Source organism: Microbacterium sp. X-17, assembly GCF_039615055.1.
In genome coordinates this window covers 1,241,357-1,259,384 of the sequence record NZ_JBDHNI010000001.1, presented here as the reverse complement: position 1 = coordinate 1,259,384, position 18,028 = coordinate 1,241,357, and the positions used below count along the sequence as shown (strand labels likewise).

Genomic DNA, 18,028 nt, shown 5'->3' with positions numbered 1-18,028 from the left:
GCGAAATCTGGGTCGATTGTACGTCCCATTCCCGCGAACTCGCTCAGTTCCTGGCGTCCAGTCGCGCGAGCAGCAGGGCCTCGGCCAGAATCGCCCTCTTGAACACCCCGAGGTGGAGCGACTCGTTCGGGCTGTGGGCGCGGGTGTCGGGGTCCTCCACGCCGGTGACCAGGATCTGCGCCTCCGGGAACTCGCGCACGAGGTCGGCGATGAACGGGATGGACCCGCCGACGCCGGTCTCGACCGCCTCCTTGCCCCACGCGTCGGTCATGGCGCGCTTCGCCTCGGTCGCCGCCCAGCCGGCGGTGTCGACCAGGAAGGCGTCGCCGGTGTCGACGTCGCTGATCTCCACGTGCGCGCCGAAGGGGGCGTGCGCGCGCAGGTGGCGCTCCAGCGCCTCGTAGGCCTCCGTGGCGGCCTGGCCGGGCGCGACCCTCGCGCTCAGCCGCACGGCGACGCTCGGCAGGAGGGTGTTGGAGGCGTCGACGACGCTGGGCGCGTCGATCCCGGTGATCGTGACGGTCGGCTGGGACCACATCCGGGACAGGATCGGGCCGGTGCCGATCGGGGTCACGCCGGGCAGCAGGGCGGCCTCCTCGCGGAACTGCTCCTCGCTCACCGCGGGAGGCTCGGCCGCGTCGTCGTGCGAGCGCATGCCCTCCACCGCGACGGAGCCGTTCTCGTCGTGCAGCGTCGCGAGCAGCGCGACGAGCGCGAGCATCGCGTCGGGAGCCGCGCCGCCGTACATGCCGGAGTGCGACGCGTGCTCCAGCGTCGAGACCGTGAGCTTGAAGGTCACGTTGCCGCGCAGCGACACCGTCAGAGCGGGCGTGTCGATGTCCACGTTGTCGGAGTCGGCGACCACGATCACGTCGGCGGAGAGCGCCGCCTTGTTCTGCTCCAGGAAGTTCGCGAACGAGCGGGAGCCGAACTCCTCCTCGCCCTCGATGAAGACGGCGAGACCGAGGTCGAAGTCGGGACCGAGCGTGTCCACGAGCGCGCGGACGCTGGCGACGTGCGCCATCACGCCGGCCTTGTCGTCGGCGGCGCCGCGGCCGTAGAGCCGGTCGCCGCGCACAGTCGGCTCGAACGGCGGGGTGTCCCAGTTCTCGGCGTCGCCCTGCGGCTGGACGTCGTGGTGGGCGTAGAGGAGGACGGTCGGGCGGCCGTTCTTCGCGGCGCGCGTCGCCAGCACGGCCGGCTGGCCGAGGGTCTCCCCCGCGCCGGTCGACGGCCCGGAGATCGGCGCCTGCTTGATCTCGACGCTCTCGAACGCGCCGGTGTCGCGCAGCAGCTCCGCCACGGTCTCCGCGCTCTTCCGGACGTTGCCGGGATCGTAGGCGGTCCACGAGACCGAGGGGATGCGCACGAGGCGCGAGAGCTCAGCGATGGTCGATGGGAGGCCGGTCTCGACGGAGGAGCGGATGCGATCCTCCACCTCCGGCCGGTCCCCGGCTGCGGATCGGCCGGAAGGAGTCTGCTGGGTGTCTGTCATGCGGGTAATCTTAAACGGACCCCACAAACGAAGGCTCACGCGTTGGCGAAACGACAGAACCCGGCGGACGAGGCGCAGACGCCCGGCCCCGAGACCCCCGAACAGACCACGGCCCGGCTGCAGGGCAAGGGCGCCCCGACGCCCACCCGCCGCGAGCAGGAGGCCGCGCGCAAGCGGCCGCTCGTCCCGACCGACCGCAAGGAGGCGGCCAAGGCGGCCCGTGCGCACCAGGCCGAGGCCCGCGAGAAGGCGCGCGTCGGCATGGCTGCGGGCGACGAGCGCTACCTCACCCAGCGCGACCGCGGGCCGCAGCGCCGGTTCGTGCGCGACTACGTGGACGCCCGGTTCAGCATCGGCGAGTTCCTCATCCCGGTCATGCTCGTGGTGATCGTGCTCAGCTTCCTCCCGTACGCGTTCATGCAGGTCTGGGGCCTCGTGGCGCTGTGGGCGTTCTTCTTCATCGCCGTGGTGGACGGCATCGTCCTCGGCCTCCTGGTGACCAGGAAGGTCGGCGACAAGTTCGGCAAGACCAAGGTGGAGCGCGGTCTCAAGTGGTACGCCGCCATGCGCGCGTTCCAGCTCCGCGTCATGCGCCTCCCGAAGCCGCAGGTCAAGCGCGGCCAGTACCCCGCCTGACGTGACGATCGTCGCAGCGGCGGACGGCTCCGCCCTCGGTAATCCCGGCCCTGCCGGCTGGTCCTGGTACGTCGACGACGAGCACTGGTCGGCCGGCGGCTGGCCGCACGGCACCAACAACATGGGCGAGCTCATGGCGGTCATCGACCTCCTGGAGTCGACCGCGCACGTGGACGACGACCTGCGCATCCTGTGCGACAGCCAGTACGTGATCAACTCGGTCACCAAGTGGATGCCGGGCTGGAAGCGCAAGGGCTGGCGCAAGTCCGACGGCTCCCCCGTGCTCAACCGCGAGCTGCTGGAGCGGCTGGACCGCGCCCTGCACGGCCGGACGTATACGTTCGAGTGGGTCAAGGGCCACGCCGGCCACGACCTGAACGAAGCGGCCGACACGCGCGCCCGCGCGGCGGCGACCGCCTACCGGGACGGCGACGCGATCCCGATCGGCCCGGGCTGGCCGGGCGCTGCGGTGCACGAGCCTGCGCCCGCCCTGGCGGTGGCCGCGCCTGCCTCTCCCGCGCCCGCGGAGACCGTCGAGCTCGACCTCTTCGGCGACCTGTTGTCCGGCTCCGAGACCGACGAGGACGTGGTGACCCGGCTGGAGCGCGAGCTCGTGGAGCCGGCCGTCCGCGCGGACTCCGCCCGGGTCGCCGCGCTGCTGCACCCGGACTTCGAGGAGATCGGCCGTTCCGGGCGGCTGTGGGGCCGCGACGCGATCCTGGAGGCCCTGGCGGGGGAGGACGCCCCTGCGGCCGAGCTCGCCGTGCTGGGCACGGAGCGGATCGGCGCGGACGCCATCCTTCTCACGGCGCGCACGGTGGACGACCGCGGCGCCAGCCTGCGCAGCTCGCTGTGGCTGCGCGTGGGAGGCCGCTGGCGCCTACGCTTCCACCAGGGCACGCCGGAGGCGTAGCAGCCCGCGGTTGATCTGCCGCGCCCACAGCGGGCCGCGGTAGAGGAACGCGGTGTAGCCCTGCACGAGCGTGGCGCCCGCGTCGAGGCGCTGCTGCACGTCCTCCGCGGTCTCCACGCCGCCGACCGAGATGACGCACAGCTCGGCGGGGACGTGCGCGCGGATCAGGCGCAGGACCTCCAGCGAGCGCGCGGCCAGCGGCGCGCCGGAGAGTCCGCCGGCGCCGGCGGCCTCCACCACGGCGGGGTCGGTCACGAGGCCGTCTCGGGAGATCGTGGTGTTCGTCGCGATGATCCCGGCGAGGCCCAGCTCGACGGCGAGGCCCGCGATCTTCTCGACCTGCTCGTCGGTGAGGTCGGGCGCGATCTTGACCAGCAGCGGGGTCTCCCCCGCGACCTCTTTGACGGCGGTGAGCAGCGGGGCCAGCAGCTCCAGCCCCTGGAGTCCGCGCAGGCCGGGCGTGTTGGGCGAGCTGACGTTCACGACGAGGTAGTCGGCGACCGGCGCGAGCGCGCGGGCGCTGGTCAGGTAGTCGCGGGTGGCGTCCTCGACGGCGACCACCCGGCTCTTGCCGATGTTGACGCCGAGCACGGGCCGCTGCCGGGCGCGGCGGACCTTCAGCAGCCGGTTGGCGGCGTCGCCCGCGCCGTGGTTGTTGAAGCCCATCCGGTTGATCACGGCGCGGTCCGGGATGAGCCGGAACAGGCGCGGCCGGTCGTTGCCGGGCTGCGGGAGGGCGGTGATGGTGCCCACCTCGACGTGGCCGAAGCCGAGGTCGCCGAGGCCGACCACCGCCTCGCCGTCCTTGTCGAAGCCGGCGGCGACGCCGAACGGGGACGCGAACCGCAGCCCGAGGGCCTCCACGGCCAGCGACGGATCGGGCGCGGTGAACCGGCGGACGAGGCCGCCGAGACCGAGGGCGGGAAGGGCCCGGATCACCAGGAAGGCGAGGTGGTGCGCGCGCTCCGGGTCGAGCTTCGACAGGACGAGGGAGAAGAGTGTGCGATACATGCCGGTTTGAGAATACCCCGCTCGCGCTCGGCCTCTCGTCAGCTCTGGACGTCAGCCGGCTCGCCGCGGTGCTCGACGCGGAGCTGCTGGATGGCCTCCTCGAAGTCCTCCAGCGAGTCGAACGCCTGGTAGACGCTCGCGAAGCGCAGGTAGGCCACCTCGTCCAGCTCGCGGAGCTCGGGGAGGATGGCGAGCCCGATGTCGTTCGCCTCGATCTGGGAGGCGCCGGTCGAGCGGATGGTCTCCTCCACCTTCTGCGCGAGCACAGCCAGGTCGGAGTCCGTCACCGGCCGACCCTGGCAGGCCTTGCGGACGCCGAGCACGATCTTCTCGCGGCTGAACGGCTCCACCACGCCGCTGCGCTTGATCACGCTGAGGCTCGCGGTCTCCGTCGTGGAGAACCGGCGACCGCACTCCGGGCACTGCCGGCGGCGCCGGATCGAGAGCCCGTCGTCGCTCGTGCGGGAGTCGATGACGCGGGAGTCCGGGTGGCGGCAGAAGGGGCAGAACATGAGGGAAATCCTACCGGTGAATCACGGGAGGACGCCCGGAGGCCGGGTCAGTCGAAGCGGATGGTGACCGCCTCGCCGTGCGCGGGCAGGTCCTCGGCCGACGACAGCGCGACGATCCGGTCGGCCACCTCCCGCAGCGCGTCCCGGTCGTAGCGGATGACCTGCTGCGGCCGCAGGAACGAGTACGCGCCCAGGCCGGGCGAGAACCGGGCCTGGCCGCCGGTCGGGAGGACGTGGTTGGAGCCCGCGAGGTAGTCGCCGAGGCTGACGGGCGCGCTCGGGCCGACGAAGATGGCGCCGGCGTTCTGGATGAGCGCGAGCAGCGCGTCCGGATCGGCCGTCTGCAGTTCGAGGTGCTCCGGGCCGTAGGCGTTGCTGAACGCGGCCGCGGCTGCGAGGTCGTCCACGAGCACGAGCGCCGACTGCTGTCCGGCCAGCGCCGTGTGCACCCGCTCGGCGTGCTTGGTGGCGCCGGCGAGGGTCTCCAGCTCGGCCGCGACCCGCTCGGCGAACGCCGGGCTGTCGGTGACGAGCAGGGAGGCCGCTGCCTCGTCGTGCTCGGCCTGGCTGATCAGGTCGGCGGCGACGAAGCGGGCGTCGGCGGTGTCGTCGGCGATCACGAGGATCTCGGTGGTCCCGGCCTCCGAGTCGATGCCGGCCTGGCCGCGGACGACCCGCTTGGCCGCGGCGACGTAGATGTTTCCGGGGCCGGTGATGACCTGGACCGGGTCGAGCCCGATGTCCTCCACTCCCCAGGCGAGCGCGCCGATCGCGCCGGCGCCGCCCATCGCGTAGACCTCCTCGATGCCGAGGAGGCCGGCCGCGCCGAGGATGACCGGGTGCACCGCGCCCCCGAACGCGCGCTGCGGCGGGCTGGCGAGCGCCACGGAGGCGACGCCCGCGACCTGCGCGGGCACGGCGTTCATCACGACGCTCGACGGGTAGACGGCCTTGCCGCCGGGGACGTACAGTCCAGCGCGCTCCACCGGCTGCCAGCGCTGCACGATGGTCGCGCCCGGCCCGATCCGGGTCTCCGCGGGCGGAGGGACCTGGGCGGCGGTCGCCTCGCGGACGCGGACGATGGCCTCCTCCAGGGCGGCACGGACGTCCGCCGGCAGCGCGGCGACCGCCGCGGCGATCTCGGACGCCGGCACGCGCACCGAGGCGGGCGCGCCGCCGTCGAACTTCGCGGCCTGCTCAGCGAGTGCGGCCGCTCCCCGGGCCCGGACGTCCTCGATCAGCTCGGTCGCGACGCGCACGGCGACCTGGATGTCCACGACGGGACGGGGGACGAGCCGCTCGAAAGCGGCCCGGGTAGGCTGGACTCCGCGGAGATCAATGGTCTGCATCATGACCGGTCAAGCCTATCCGCACCGCCCGCTCCGCTCAGCCCCGACAGCTGCGCGGAATTCCTCACCCCGAACGGCGCTTGATAACTGCGTATGACTGACGCGACTCCCGACCTCTCCGCCTTCCGGCAGGCGTTCCGCCGGCACGCCGCCGGTGTGGCGATCGTCACCGCGCAGACCGCCGACGGCACGCCGGTCGGGTTCACCGCGACCTCGCTCGCGTCGCTGTCGGCCGTCCCGCCGCTCGCGACGTTCAACATGGCGCTGTCGGCGTCGAGCTGGCCGGCGATCGCGGAGACCGACCGGGTGGTCATCCACATGCTCGGCGTGCGGAACAAGGGTGTGGCGGAGATCCTGTCGGACGACAACACCCGGCGGTTCCTCGGCGACCACTGGCGCCGCGGACCGTACGGCCTCCCGGTCATCAACGACGTCACCGCGTGGATGGTCGGCCGCATCGTCGACCGCTTCCCGGTGCACAACAGCGCCGTGGTCGTCGTCCAGATCGAGGACGGCGAGCTCGGCGCCCCCGACGAGCCGCTCCTGTACCACGAGCGCCGCTACCACCGCCCCAGCGAGCTCGACTGACGCGCGATTCGTGCCGAATGGCGCCTTTAGCGCCGCCGAAGGCGCCATTCGGCACGAATGTGGCGCGCTATACCAAGCAGTTGGGGCCGAGGAGGCCTTTGAGTTCGCCGTAGAGGTCGGGCGAGACCTTCACGGGGCGCGGGACCTCGAACACACGCGCGACCTGGCCCTTGACCAGCCGCAGGCGCACCTCGCTGTCCCCGGGATGCCGTGACAGCACCTCCGCGAGCGAGGACACCGTGTCGGTCGTCGCGCGCTGGTCGGCCATCGTGATCATCAGCGTCCCGATGTCGTCGGCCTGGCCGAGGTCGGGCACCATCAGGCTGAACGCGTGCAGGTTCATCCCGTCGTCGCGCATACTGACCCGGCCGCGCACGACGACGATCGAGTCGCCCTGCATCATCGGCGAGAACTCCGTGTACGCCTTGCCCATGAACATGACGGTCATCTCGCCGCCGAAGTCCTCGACCTGGATCATGCCGTACTGGTTGCCTGACGCCTTCGCCACGCGGTGCTGCACGCTCGTGACGAGCCCCGCGATCACGACGGTGTCGCCGTCCTGGACGTTGTCGGAGGCGAGCAGCTCGGCGATCGACGTGCTCGCGAGCTTGGCGAGCTGCAGCTCCAGGCCCGCCAGCGGGTGGTCGGACACATAGAGCCCGAGCATCTCGCGCTCGAACGCCAGCTTGTCGCGCTTCACCCACTCCGGTCGGTCCGGGATGTGGTGCTGGGTCTGGTTCTGCTCGTCCTCGCCCCAGAGGCTGTCGAAGTCGAAGCCGACGTCGCCGTTCGCCTCGCTGCGCTTGATCTTGACCGCGGACTCCACCGCGTCCTCGTGCACCTCCACAAGCGCGCGCCTGGTGTGCCCGAGCGAGTCGAACGCGCCCGCCTTGATCAGCGACTCCACCGTGCGCTTGTTGGCCGCGTGCACAGGGACCTTGCTGAGGAAGTCGTGGAACGACTCGAACCGGCCCTTCTCCTCGCGGGCCGCCCGCACGCCGTCCACGACGTTCGCGCCGACGTTGCGGACCGCGCCCATGCCGAAGCGGATGTCGGTGCCGACCGCGGCGAAGTACAGGTTGGACTCGTTGACGTCCGGCGGGAGCACCTTGATGCCCATCCGGCGGCACTCGTTGAGGTAAAGCGCCATCTTGTCCTTGGAGTCGCCGACGCTGGTCAGCAGCGCGGCCATGTACTCGGCCGGGTAGTGCGCCTTGAGGTACGCCGTCCAGTACGAGATCACGCCGTAGGCGGCCGAGTGCGCTTTGTTGAACGCGTAGTCGGAGAACGGCAGCAGGATCTCCCACAGCTTGCCGACCGCCGCCATCGAGAAGCCGCGGTCGACCATGCCCTGCGAGAAGCCCTCGAACTGCTTGTCCAGCTCGGACTTCTTCTTCTTGCCCATCGCGCGGCGCAGGATGTCGGCCTGTCCGAGCGAGAACCCGGCGACCTTCTGCGCGATGGCCATGACCTGCTCCTGATAGATGATCAGGCCGTAGCTGGTCGAGAGGATCTCCTGCAGCGGCTCCGCCAGCTCCGGATGGATCGGCGTGATGTCCTGCAGGCCGTTCTTGCGCAGCGCGTAGTTCGTGTGCGAGTTCGCGCCCATCGGGCCCGGCCGGTACAGCGCGATGAGCGCCGAGATGTCCTCGAAGTTGTCCGGCTTCATCAGCCGCAGCAGCGAGCGCATCGGGCCGCCGTCGAGCTGGAACACGCCGAGGGTGTCGCCACGGGACAGCAGCTCGTACGCGCCGCGGTCGTCCAGCTCCAACTCCTCCAGCACGAGGTTCTCGCCGCGGTTGTCGCGGATGTTGTCGAGCGCGTCGTTGATGATCGTGAGGTTGCGGAGACCCAGGAAGTCCATCTTGATCAGGCCGAGCGACTCGCAGGCCGGATAGTCGAACTGCGTGACGATCTGGCCGTCCTGCTCGCGCTTCATGATCGGGATGACGTCGATCAGCGGGTCGGACGACATGATCACGCCCGCCGCGTGCACACCCCACTGGCGCTTGAGGTTCTCCAGGCCGAGCGCGGTGTCGAAGACCGTCTTGGCCTCCGGGTCGCTCTCCACGACCGCGCGGATGTCGACGGCCTCCTTGAAGCGCGGGTGCTCCTTGTCGAAGATGCCGGTGAGCGGGATGTCCTTGCCCATGACGGGCGGCGGCATCGCCTTGGTGAGCTTCTCGCCCATCGAGAACGGGAAGCCGAGCACGCGGCCGGAGTCCTTCAGCGCCTGCTTGGCCTTGATGGTGCCGTAGGTGACGATCTGCGCGACGCGCTCCGAGCCGTACTTCTCGGTCACGTACTTGATGACCTCGCCGCGGCGGCGGTCGTCGAAGTCGACGTCGAAGTCGGGCATGGAGACGCGGTCGGGGTTGAGGAACCGCTCGAAGATCAGGCCGTGGCGCAGTGGGTCGAGGTCGGTGATCCGCATGGCGTACGCGGCCATCGAGCCCGCGCCCGAGCCACGGCCCGGCCCGACGCGGATGCCGTTGTTCTTCGACCAGTTGATGAAGTCCGCGACGACGAGGAAGTAGCCGGGGAAGCCCATCTGCGAGATGACGCCGATCTCGTAATCGGCCTGCTTGCGGACGTCCTCGGTGATGCCGCCCGGGTAGCGCTCGTGGAGACCCTTCTCGACCTCCTTGACGAACCAGCTCTGCTCGGTCTCGCCCGCCGGCACCGGGAAGCGCGGCATGTAGTTGGCCGCGGTGTCGAACTTCACATCGACCCGCTCGGCGATCGCGAGCGTGTTGTCGCAGGCGTCCGGGTGGTCGCGGAACAGCTGCCGCATCTCCTCGGGCGTCTTGAGGTAGAACTCGTCGGCGTCGAACTTGAACCGGTTGGGGTCGTCCAGCGTCGAGCCGGACTGGACGCAGAGCAGTGCGGCGTGGCTCTTGGCGTCGGCCGCGTGCGTGTAGTGGAGGTCGTTGGTCGCGACCAGCGGGATGCCGAGCTCCTTGGCGAGCCGGATCAGGTCGCTCATGATCCGGCGCTCGATGCCGAGGCCGTGGTCCATGATCTCGGCGAAGAAGTTCTCCGGGCCGAAGATATCGCGGAACTCCGCGGCGGCCTTCTTGGCCTCCTCGTACTGCCCGAGCCGCAGGCGCGTCTGGACCTCGCCCGACGGGCAGCCCGTGGTGGCGATGATGCCCTTCGAGTAGCGGTTCAGCAGCTCGCGGTCCATGCGCGGCTTGAAGTAGTAGCCCTCGGTGGACGCGTACGACGACAACCGGAACAGGTTGTGCATGCCCTCGGTCGTCGCCGCGAGCATCGTCATGTGCGTGTACGCGCCGGAGCCGGACACGTCGTCGCCGCCGCCGTCGCCCCAGCGCACGCGGGTCTTGTCGGTGCGGTGGGTGCGCGGGGTCAGGTAGGCCTCGGTGCCGATGATCGGCTTGATGCCGGCGTCCGTCGCGGTGCGCCAGAAGTCGAACGCGCCGAACATGTTGCCGTGGTCGGTGATCGCGACGGCGGGCATGCCCTGCTCGACGGCCGCCTCGATGAGCGGCTTGACGCGTGCGGCCCCATCGAGCATCGAGTACTCGCTGTGGACGTGGAGGTGGACGAAGGAGTCGGTCGGCACTATTGCTCCGGGTCGAGGTGAGGGCTTAAGACTACGTCGGACCTACGACGCCCGGAGCACGTCGAGAGCGTGTTGCAGATCCTCCGGGTACGTCGTGGTGAAGGTCACCCACTCCCCCGTCGCCGGGTGGTCGAAGGCGAGCTGGACGGCGTGCAACCACTGCCGGGTGAGGCCGAGCCGCGCAGACAGCGCCGGGTCGGCGCCGTACATCGCGTCGCCCACGCACGGGTGCCGCTGGGCGGCCATGTGCACGCGGATCTGGTGGGTGCGGCCGGTCTCCAGGTGGATCTCCAGCAGGCTCGCCGACGGGAACGCCTCGATGGTCTCGTAGTGCGTCACGGACGGCTTGCCGCCCGCGACGACGGCGAACTTCCAGTCGCTGCGGGGGTGCCGCCCGATCGGCGCGTCGATGGTGCCGGTCAGCGGGTCGGGGTGGCCCTGCACGACCGCGTGGTAGATCTTCTCCACCGTGCGGTCGTGGAAGGCGCGCTTGAGCACGGTGTAGGCGTGCTCGGACTTGGCCACGACCATCAGGCCGCTGGTGCCGGCGTCGAGACGGTGGACGATTCCCGCGCGCTCGGCGGCGCCGGAGGTCGAGATGCGGAAGCCGGCGGCTGCCAGGGCGCCGAGGACGGTCGGGCCCTCCCAGCCGACCGAGGGGTGCGCGGCGACGCCGACCGGCTTGTCGATGACCACGATGTCGTCATCGTCGTGCACGATCGTCAGCTCGGGCACCGCGATGGGCACGATGCGGGCCTCCTCTCGCGGCTGCCAGGAGACCTCCAACCAGGACCCGGCGGTGAGGCGGTCGGACTTGTCCGCCTCGCGGCCGTCGATGGTGACGCCGCCGGCCTCGGCGATCTCGGCGGCGAAGCTGCGCGAGAAGCCGAGGAGCTTGGCGAGGCCCGCGTCGACGCGGGAGCCCTCCAGGCCGTCCGGGATGGGGAGGCTGCGCGACTCCATCAGGGCTGCGGGTTCCGGGGCTCGTGCGCCTCGGCCTGGACGGACGCGTCGTCATCCACAACCTCGTCGTCCTCCTCGGCCGGCCGCCGGCCGTCGAGGCCGATGCCGCGCAGCGAGAGGATGAGGAACAGCGCCATGCTGGAGACGATCGCGACGTCCGCCAGGTTGAAGATGGCGGGCAGCAGCGGGATCTGCAGGAAGTCCACGACGTGCCCGACGCCGAAGCCCGGCTCTCGGAAGAGCCGGTCGGTCAGGTTGCCGAGCAGGCCGCCGAGCAGCAGGCCGAAGAGGATCGCCCATGCCGTCGAGCGGATGCGCGGGGCGTACCAGATGACGAAGCCGAGCACGCCGACGCCGACGATGGAGAAGATCCAGGTCGACCCGCTGCCGATGGAGAAGGCCGCACCCGGGTTCTTGACGAAGTGGAGCTGGAGGAGCTGTCCGAGGACCTGGACCTGCTGGCCCTCGTAGAGGTTCGAGACGACCAGGACCTTGGCGATCTGGTCCAGGAGGTACACGCAGAGCGCGACCACCGCCAGGATCACCAAGGCCCTGATGCTGACCTTGGCCCTCGAAGGGCTAGCCTCCAAAGCCCGGGAAGACCGGAGGCTGGGCGCCCTGGTCCTGGCTGTTGCCGTCGGAGGAGCCCGCGGGCACCGGAGTGGGAGCGTTGCCGCCGAAGGAGGCCGACTGGCTGTCGAGGTCGCGGAGCTGGCCCTCGATGTAGCCCTTCAGGCCCTGGCGGTAGTCGCGCTCGAAGCCGCGGAGCTCGTCGATGCGGCGCTCGAGGCCCGCACGCTCCTGGTCGAGGGCGCTGATCTGGGCGCGCTGCTTGGACTCGGCCTCGGCGACGATGCGGGCGGCGGTGGCGTGCCCCTCGGCGATGAGAGCGTCCCGCTTCTCCACACCCTCGCGCACGTGCTCCTCGTGGAGGCGGCGGGCGAGCTGGAGGAGGTTGTTGGTCGCGTTCGGGTCGTTCGCGTCCGTGGCGCCGGCGGCGAAGCCCGCTGCGGCGCCCGCGGCTGCGGCCGGGGCGGCGGAGGCCTGCTGCTGGGCCTGCGCGGCCTGCTGCTGCGCGGCGGCCAGGCGCTGCTTGAGGTCCTCGTTCTCCTGCTGGAGGCGCTGGACGTCGCCGTTGTCGGCGGCGGGCGCGGGGGCCGCGGCCTGACCGGACCCGCCACTGCGCTGCAGCTCTGCGATGCGCGAGTCGGCGGCCACGAGGCGCTGCTTGAGCTCGTCGCTCTCCTGGGTCAGTCGTCGGAGCTCGACGACCACCTCGTCGAGGAAGTCGTCGACCTCGTCCTGATCGTAGCCCTCACGGAATTTCGTCGGTTGAAACCGCTTGTTGACCACATCTTCCGGAGTCAGCGCCATGAGAAGCCACCTTAGATCTTGAAAAGGACGAACAGTGAGTGCGTTCAGCCAACGCTAGCAAAGTGCACGGCCGCCGCGCACTCCGCCGCACCCGTGGTGCGTCGGCCTCGACCACACTACAACGGCAGCCCAGCCGGGCCCCAACCGACGCTCGCAGTGCGTCAGGTGAAACTGAGGGTCACGTAGAGGCCGATGATGACGACGAGCATGGTGAGGCTCCAGCCGAAGTCGATCGCGACCGGCCCCATCGACAGCGGCGGGATGATCCGGCGGAAGAAGCGGATCGGCGGGTCCGTGACGACGTAGGTCGACTCCGCCAGCACGAGTCCGAAGCCGCGCGGGCGCCATTGCCGCGCGAACGTGCGCACCAGGTCGAGCACGAAGCGGGCCCAGAGGACGAAGAAGTAGATCAGCAGGACGTAGTAGAGCACGTTCGCGATGATCGAGACGACAAACACCCCTCCAGTATGAACGACCGCGTATGCACGAAAGCGCACCGCCCTGCCGGACGGTGCGCTTTCGTAACGAGTGGATCAGGCCTGCGCGAAGAAGGAGGCGTCGACGTCGGCGTCCTGGCCGCCGTGCTCGCCGGAGACGACGACGTGCGACGGCGAGAGCAGGAACACCTTCGGCGTCACCCGCTCGATCTTGCCGTAGAGGCCCTGCGAGAGGCCGCTGGCGAAGTCGATGAGGCGGCGGGCGTCGCCCTCGCTCATCTGCGACAGGTTGATGATCACCGGGATGCCTTCGCGGAAGGACTCGGCGATCGCCTGCGCGTCGCGGTACTGACGGGGGTGGACTGTGAGGATCTCGTTCATTTCCTGTACCGAAACATTCCGTGCGGTGGACGATTTGCGCAGCGGGGTGACCGGAGCGCGGCCGGCCACGGGAGCGACCGGTGCAGGGTGCGGGACGGGCTGGACGGGCGACGGGGCAGGCGCCTCGCGGCGCGGCTGGTGCTGCACCGGGTGCTGCTCCTGGGGCTCGTCGAACTCCAGCTCCTCGTCGGCGAGGCCGAGGTAGACCATCGTCTTCTTCAGCGGGTTGGCCATGCGCTTCCTCCGTGTAGACCGGTGCGCCGACGCCTCGCACGCACTGAATGAACCTTCTTCTCTTTCGAGATTAACGAAGGCTCGGCCGATTCCCGGTAATGGCCGTGCCGATGCGAAGGTGTGTCGCACCGGCGGCGACGGCTTCGCGGTAGTCCTGGGACATCCCGGCCGAGATGGCGGACGCGCCGGGAGCGAGCCGGCGGACCCGCTCGCTGGCGAGGCGCACGCGCTCGAAGGCGCGGGCCGGCTCCTCGTCCAGCGGGGCGACCGCCATGACGCCCAGCAGCCGGAGGCCGCCGGTGTCGAGCACGTGCTCGACCAGCGGCTCCAGGTCGCGGTCGGCGACGCCGCCGCGCGCCGGGTCGTCGGTGAGGTTGAGCTGCACGAACACGTCCACGTCGGGCGCGTCGTCCAGTTTCAGCGCGTCGACCAGCGAGATCCGGTCGAGCGAGTGGATGACGGACGCGTAGCGCCGCACCTGGCGCGCCTTCTTGCTCTGCAGCTGGCCGACGAAGTGCCAGCGCAGGTCGAGGTCGGCGAGCTCCGCCGCCTTCTCCTGCGCCTCCTGGTGCCGGTTCTCCCCCACGTCGCGCACGCCGAGTGCGGCGAGCTCGCGGACGAGCGACGCCGGGTGGAACTTGGTCACCACGATCGTCGTCAGCTCGTCCGGGGAGCGGCCGGCGGCCCGGGCGGCGTCGGCGACGCCCTCCCGGACCGCGGCGAGCCGCTCCGCGAGCGGGCTACTTGAGGAAGTCGGGGATGTCGAGGTCGTCATTCTCGTCGTCGAACGCCGGGTCCTTCTGCGCGGTCTCGGTCACCGGGGTCTCGCCGGTCGCGTGCCACTCGGTGGCCGTGGCCTCGGGCTCGGCGTGCTCGACCGTCGCGGACGAGGTGATCGCCGGCTCCTCCGACCCGGCCTCCACGTAGGTGGACCGACGCGAGTCGGCAGCGGCGGTCTGCACGGACTTCGGCTCGCCGCCGTCGAACCCGGCCGCGATGACCGTGACCCTGACCTCGTCGCCGAGGGTGTCGTCGATGACAGCGCCGAAGATGATGTTGGCCTCGGGGTGGACGGCCTCCTGCACCAGGCGGGCGGCGTCGTTGATCTCGAAGATGCCGAGGTTCGATCCGCCCTGGATGGAGAGCAGCACGCCGTGGGCGCCGTCGATGGAGGCCTCCAGCAGCGGGGAGGCGACCGCCAGCTCCGCGGCCTTGATGGCCCGGTCCGCGCCGCGCGAGGAGCCGATGCCCATGAGCGCCGAGCCCGCGCCCTGCATGACCGACTTCACGTCGGCGAAGTCGAGGTTGATCAGTCCCGGGGTGGTGATGAGGTCGGTGATGCCCTGCACACCGGCGAGGAGCACCTGGTCGGCGGTGGAGAACGCCTCCAGCATGCTGATGCCGCGGTCGCTGATCTCCAGCAGCCGGTCGTTGGGGACGACGATGAGGGTGTCGACCTCTTCCTTGAGCCGCTGCACGCCGGACTCGGCCTGCTGCTGGCGGCGCTTGCCCTCGAACGAGAACGGCTTGGTGACGACACCGATGGTCAGGGCGCCGATCGACTTCGCGATGCGGGCCACGACGGGCGCGCCGCCGGTGCCGGTGCCGCCGCCCTCGCCCGCGGTCACGAAGACCATGTCGGCGCCCGCGAGCGCCTCCTCGATCTCCTCCGCGTGGTCCTCGGCGGCGCGGCGGCCGACCTCGGGGTCGGCTCCGGCGCCGAGGCCGCGGGTGATCTCCCGGCCCACGTCGAGCTTCACGTCGGCGTCGCTCATCAGCAGCGCCTGGGCGTCCGTGTTGATGGCGATGAACTCGACGCCGCGCAGGCCGAGCTCGATCATGCGGTTGACGGCGTTGACGCCGCCGCCGCCGATGCCGACGACCTTGATCACGGCGAGGTAGTTCTGGTTTGCTGTCACTTCCGGCCTCCACGGGAACCTTCAACCTCTAGTCGAGGCTTAAAGTTATGCTGAGTATGCAATTCTCGATTCGACGGTAGGGGCGCTTCGGCCTCTCCCGCCGCAGTTCGCAGGCGTGTCGGCAAATGCGCCGTCAACCCGGTCATCCTGTCGTCACACTGTGCGGCGACGAGACGTCGAAACGGCTCGCCTTGGGCGCGCCCTTGAGCAGCGCGGTGAGGTCGGCGGACTTGAGCGCCGAGTCCTCCGCGCTCCCCCAGACCACGGTCGCGCCGCCCTCGCGGAGGGTGAACGACACGTCGTCCTTCGTCTTCGCCGAGATGGTGTCCACGCGGCTCAGCACGTCGGCGGGCAGCGACGACAGCACCGCGGCGGCGGCGGCGAAGCCGGAGTCGGCGTTCGCGTCGGCCGCGGCCCCCGTCGCGGCGATGATCGGATAGCCGGCCGGCCGGGTCGCGCTGGACGAGATGGGCACCTTCGCCGCGTCCACGAGCACGAAGGCCGTCCCGTGCTGGACAGCGCCGATCGCCTGGCGCTCCACGATGCGCACCACGAGGGTGTCCGGCGGGTGGCTCTCCAGCGTGTAACTGCGGATGAGCGGGAACGCGGCCAGGTCGCTGGAGATCGCGGCCTGGTCGAGCAGCGCGAGCGGCTTGCCGACCTGGTCGCCGAGCTTGGCGGAGATCGCGCCCGCGTCGAGCCGCGAGGCGCCGACGACCTGGATGTGCCGGAGGGCGAGCAGCGGCGAGAGGCCGACCAGGACCACGCCGAGCACGAGCGCGACGGCGACGCCCGCGGCGCCGATCCAGGCCATCCTGCGACGGCGTGAGCGCTTGGTGAACCGGCGCACCTCGCCGCGCTCCACCCGCCGGCGCTCGGCGCGGGCGGCGCGGAGGGCCTTGGAGATCTCGCGGTTGCTCGGCACGCGCCCGGTGAGCGGGAGGCGGTCGGCCATCGTGCGGGATGGGCTGGGCTTCCGCTCGGGCACCGGCTCCTGCGTGCGCACGATCGGGATCGGCTCGGTGATCGTCCCGACCGGCGACGCGGACGCCGCACGGGACGGCTCCGGGCGCGCAGGGGCCGCGGCCTCCGGCGCGGAGGGCGCCGGCGTGCCGGTCTGCCGTGCCGCCGACCGGTCGAACCCCGCTGGACGCTTCACCGCGGCTACTCCCGGACGCGGCGGAGCGAGTCGAGGAGCTGCGGGACGATCCGGTAGACGTCGCCGCAGCCGAGGGTGATGACGAAGTCGCCCTCGCGCGCGATCCGCGCGGTGTGGTCCGCGGCCTCCTGCCAGTCGGCGATGAACGCGACGTGCTCGGGATGCTGGAACCGGTCCGCGACCAGGGCGCCGGTGACGCCGGGCTCGGGGTCCTCGCGCGCGCCGTAGACGTCGAGCACGACGGTCTCGTCGGCGTAGGTCTCCAGCGTCTCGGCGAACTCCTGCGCGAACAGGCGGGTGCGGCTGTAGAGGTGCGGCTGGTGGACCGCGATGATGCGGCCCTCGCCGACCACGGTGCGCGCGGCCGACAGGGCGGCGGCGACCTCGGTCGGGTGGTGGGCGTAGTCGTCGTAGACGCTCACGCCGCCCACGTTGCCGTGCAGCTCGAAGCGGCGCTCCGTGCCCCCGAACTCCGCGATGGCGGCCAGCGCGGCGGCGGGCTCGAAGCCGAGGCCGGTCAGCACGGCGAAGGCGCCGGCGGCGTTGATCGCGTTGTGCTTGCCGGGGACGCGCAGGCGCGCCGAGTACTCGGCGCCGGCGTGGCTCAGCGTGAACGAGACGGGGCCGTCGGTGACGATCGAGTGGACGCGAACGTCGGCGTCCTCCGCCTCTCCGAAGGTGACGACGCGCTTGTCGGGGGCGACCTCCACCAGGCGGCGGTGGACGTGCTGCGCTCCCGCGTCGTCGGAGGACACGACGACGAACTCGTCGGCCTCCCGGGCGAAGGTCACGAAGGCGTCCTCGAACGCCTCCAGCGAGCCGTAGTGGTCGAGGTGGTCGGGGTCCACGTTGGTGATCAGCGCGACCGCCGTGTCGTAGAGCAGGAAGGAGCCGTCGGACTCGTCGGCCTCCACGACGAACAGCTCGCCGGTGCCGGTCTGCGAGCTCTTGCCGAGCGAGGCGATGACACCGCCGTTGACGAAGCTCGGGTCCTCGCCGAGGCCGAGCAGGCCGGTGATGATCATGCCGGTCGAGGTGGTCTTGCCGTGCGCCCCGGCGACGGCGACGAGACGCTTCCTGTTGATCAGCCAGGCCAGCGCCTGCGAGCGGTGCAGCACAGGGATGCCGTTGGCCAGCGCGAGCTGGTACTCGGGGTTGTCCTGCCAGAGCGCGCCGGTGACTACGAGGGTGTCGGCGTCGCCGACGTTCGCCGCGTCGTGGCCGATCGCGATGGTGGCGCCGAGCGCGCGGAGGGCGTCGATGTTGGCCGAGTGCCGGACGTCGGAGCCGGTGACCGTGTGGCCGGACTCCAGGAACAGCCGCGCGATGCCGCTCATGCCCGAGCCGCCGATGCCGACGAAGTGGAGCCTGCCCAACTCGTCGGGGATGGTCGCGTTGAGGTCGGGTTTGATCGTCACAGGTGCTGCTTTCGGTCCACGAGTCGAGTTGACAGGTTACAGGCTACGCGGCG

Annotated in this window: 17 protein-coding genes; 3 read left to right on the top strand and 14 right to left on the bottom strand. The window is 70.8% G+C overall.

Annotated elements, in window-relative coordinates; translation table 11 throughout:
- Positions 1-43: 43 nt before the first annotated feature.
- Positions 44-1,495 (bottom strand): dipeptidase, encoded by a 1,452-nt coding sequence (locus tag ABCS02_RS06170; protein ID WP_345834711.1) that lies wholly within the window; start codon positions 1,493-1,495, stop codon positions 44-46.
- Positions 1,496-1,537: 42 nt separating this feature from the next.
- On the opposite strand from ABCS02_RS06170, the gene ABCS02_RS06165 reads away from it, so the two are divergent.
- Both ABCS02_RS06165 and ABCS02_RS06160 read left to right on the top strand, forming a co-directional pair.
- Entirely contained in the window at positions 1,538-2,131 is a 594-nt protein-coding gene (locus ABCS02_RS06165) for a DUF3043 domain-containing protein (protein ID WP_345834710.1), read from the top strand.
- A 1-nt stretch (position 2,132) separates the two neighbouring features.
- The gene (locus ABCS02_RS06160; protein ID WP_345834709.1) at positions 2,133-3,044 is read left to right on the top strand and encodes a ribonuclease HI family protein; all 912 of its coding nucleotides are present in this window, start codon (positions 2,133-2,135) and stop codon (positions 3,042-3,044) included.
- On the opposite strand, the gene ABCS02_RS06155 is transcribed toward ABCS02_RS06160, so the two are convergent.
- The 3 genes from ABCS02_RS06155 to hisD are packed head-to-tail and all read right to left on the bottom strand — an operon-like array spanning position 3,012 to position 5,919.
- A complete protein-coding gene (locus tag ABCS02_RS06155; protein ID WP_345834708.1) occupies positions 3,012-4,055 on the bottom strand; it encodes a quinone-dependent dihydroorotate dehydrogenase in 1,044 nt (347 codons plus the stop codon). The two genes, ABCS02_RS06160 and ABCS02_RS06155, sit on opposite strands and share 33 nt — an antisense overlap.
- Positions 4,056-4,093: 38 nt before the next feature.
- Positions 4,094-4,567 carry a transcriptional regulator NrdR gene (gene nrdR, locus ABCS02_RS06150; protein WP_345834707.1) on the bottom strand — a complete coding sequence of 158 codons (474 nt, stop codon included), beginning with the start codon at positions 4,565-4,567 and terminating at the stop codon, positions 4,094-4,096.
- A 47-nt stretch (positions 4,568-4,614) separates the two neighbouring features.
- Entirely contained in the window at positions 4,615-5,919 is a 1,305-nt protein-coding gene (gene hisD, locus ABCS02_RS06145) for a histidinol dehydrogenase (RefSeq protein WP_345834706.1), read from the bottom strand.
- A gap of 90 nt (positions 5,920-6,009) precedes the next feature.
- Between hisD and ABCS02_RS06140 the strand changes: the two genes are divergently transcribed.
- Complete coding sequence (locus ABCS02_RS06140) at positions 6,010-6,504, top strand: flavin reductase family protein (protein WP_345834705.1); 495 nt, start codon at positions 6,010-6,012, stop codon at positions 6,502-6,504.
- A 67-nt stretch (positions 6,505-6,571) separates the two neighbouring features.
- Here ABCS02_RS06140 and dnaE read toward each other — a convergent pair whose 3' ends face one another.
- From dnaE to murC, 10 genes are all read right to left on the bottom strand, one after another.
- Positions 6,572-10,093 (bottom strand): DNA polymerase III subunit alpha, encoded by a 3,522-nt coding sequence (gene dnaE / locus ABCS02_RS06135; RefSeq protein WP_345835183.1) that lies wholly within the window; start codon positions 10,091-10,093, stop codon positions 6,572-6,574.
- A 39-nt stretch (positions 10,094-10,132) separates the two neighbouring features.
- Positions 10,133-11,053 (bottom strand): RluA family pseudouridine synthase, encoded by a 921-nt coding sequence (locus tag ABCS02_RS06130; RefSeq protein WP_345834704.1) that lies wholly within the window; start codon positions 11,051-11,053, stop codon positions 10,133-10,135.
- Positions 11,053-11,598, bottom strand: coding sequence for a signal peptidase II (gene lspA / locus ABCS02_RS06125; protein WP_345835182.1), 546 nt, complete (start codon positions 11,596-11,598; stop codon positions 11,053-11,055). Before lspA ends, ABCS02_RS06130 begins: the two co-directional genes overlap by 1 nt.
- Positions 11,599-11,632: 34 nt before the next feature.
- Complete coding sequence (locus tag ABCS02_RS06120) at positions 11,633-12,427, bottom strand: DivIVA domain-containing protein (protein ID WP_345834703.1); 795 nt, start codon at positions 12,425-12,427, stop codon at positions 11,633-11,635.
- Positions 12,428-12,588: 161 nt separating this feature from the next.
- Entirely contained in the window at positions 12,589-12,885 is a 297-nt protein-coding gene (locus ABCS02_RS06115; RefSeq protein WP_345834702.1) for a YggT family protein, read from the bottom strand.
- A gap of 75 nt (positions 12,886-12,960) precedes the next feature.
- Positions 12,961-13,479 (bottom strand): cell division protein SepF, encoded by a 519-nt coding sequence (gene sepF / locus ABCS02_RS06110; protein WP_345834701.1) that lies wholly within the window; start codon positions 13,477-13,479, stop codon positions 12,961-12,963.
- Between the two features lie 70 nt (positions 13,480-13,549).
- Positions 13,550-14,254 carry a YggS family pyridoxal phosphate-dependent enzyme gene (locus tag ABCS02_RS06105; RefSeq protein ID WP_345834700.1) on the bottom strand — a complete coding sequence of 235 codons (705 nt, stop codon included), beginning with the start codon at positions 14,252-14,254 and terminating at the stop codon, positions 13,550-13,552.
- Complete coding sequence (gene ftsZ / locus ABCS02_RS06100; RefSeq protein ID WP_345834699.1) at positions 14,220-15,398, bottom strand: cell division protein FtsZ; 1,179 nt, start codon at positions 15,396-15,398, stop codon at positions 14,220-14,222. The genes ABCS02_RS06105 and ftsZ overlap by 35 nt, the downstream gene beginning before the upstream one ends.
- A 142-nt stretch (positions 15,399-15,540) precedes the next feature.
- Positions 15,541-16,557, bottom strand: coding sequence for an FtsQ-type POTRA domain-containing protein (locus ABCS02_RS06095; protein ID WP_345834698.1), 1,017 nt, complete (start codon positions 16,555-16,557; stop codon positions 15,541-15,543).
- A gap of 5 nt (positions 16,558-16,562) precedes the next feature.
- Positions 16,563-17,975 (bottom strand): UDP-N-acetylmuramate--L-alanine ligase, encoded by a 1,413-nt coding sequence (gene murC / locus ABCS02_RS06090; protein WP_345834697.1) that lies wholly within the window; start codon positions 17,973-17,975, stop codon positions 16,563-16,565.
- Positions 17,976-18,028: the final 53 nt, after the last annotated feature.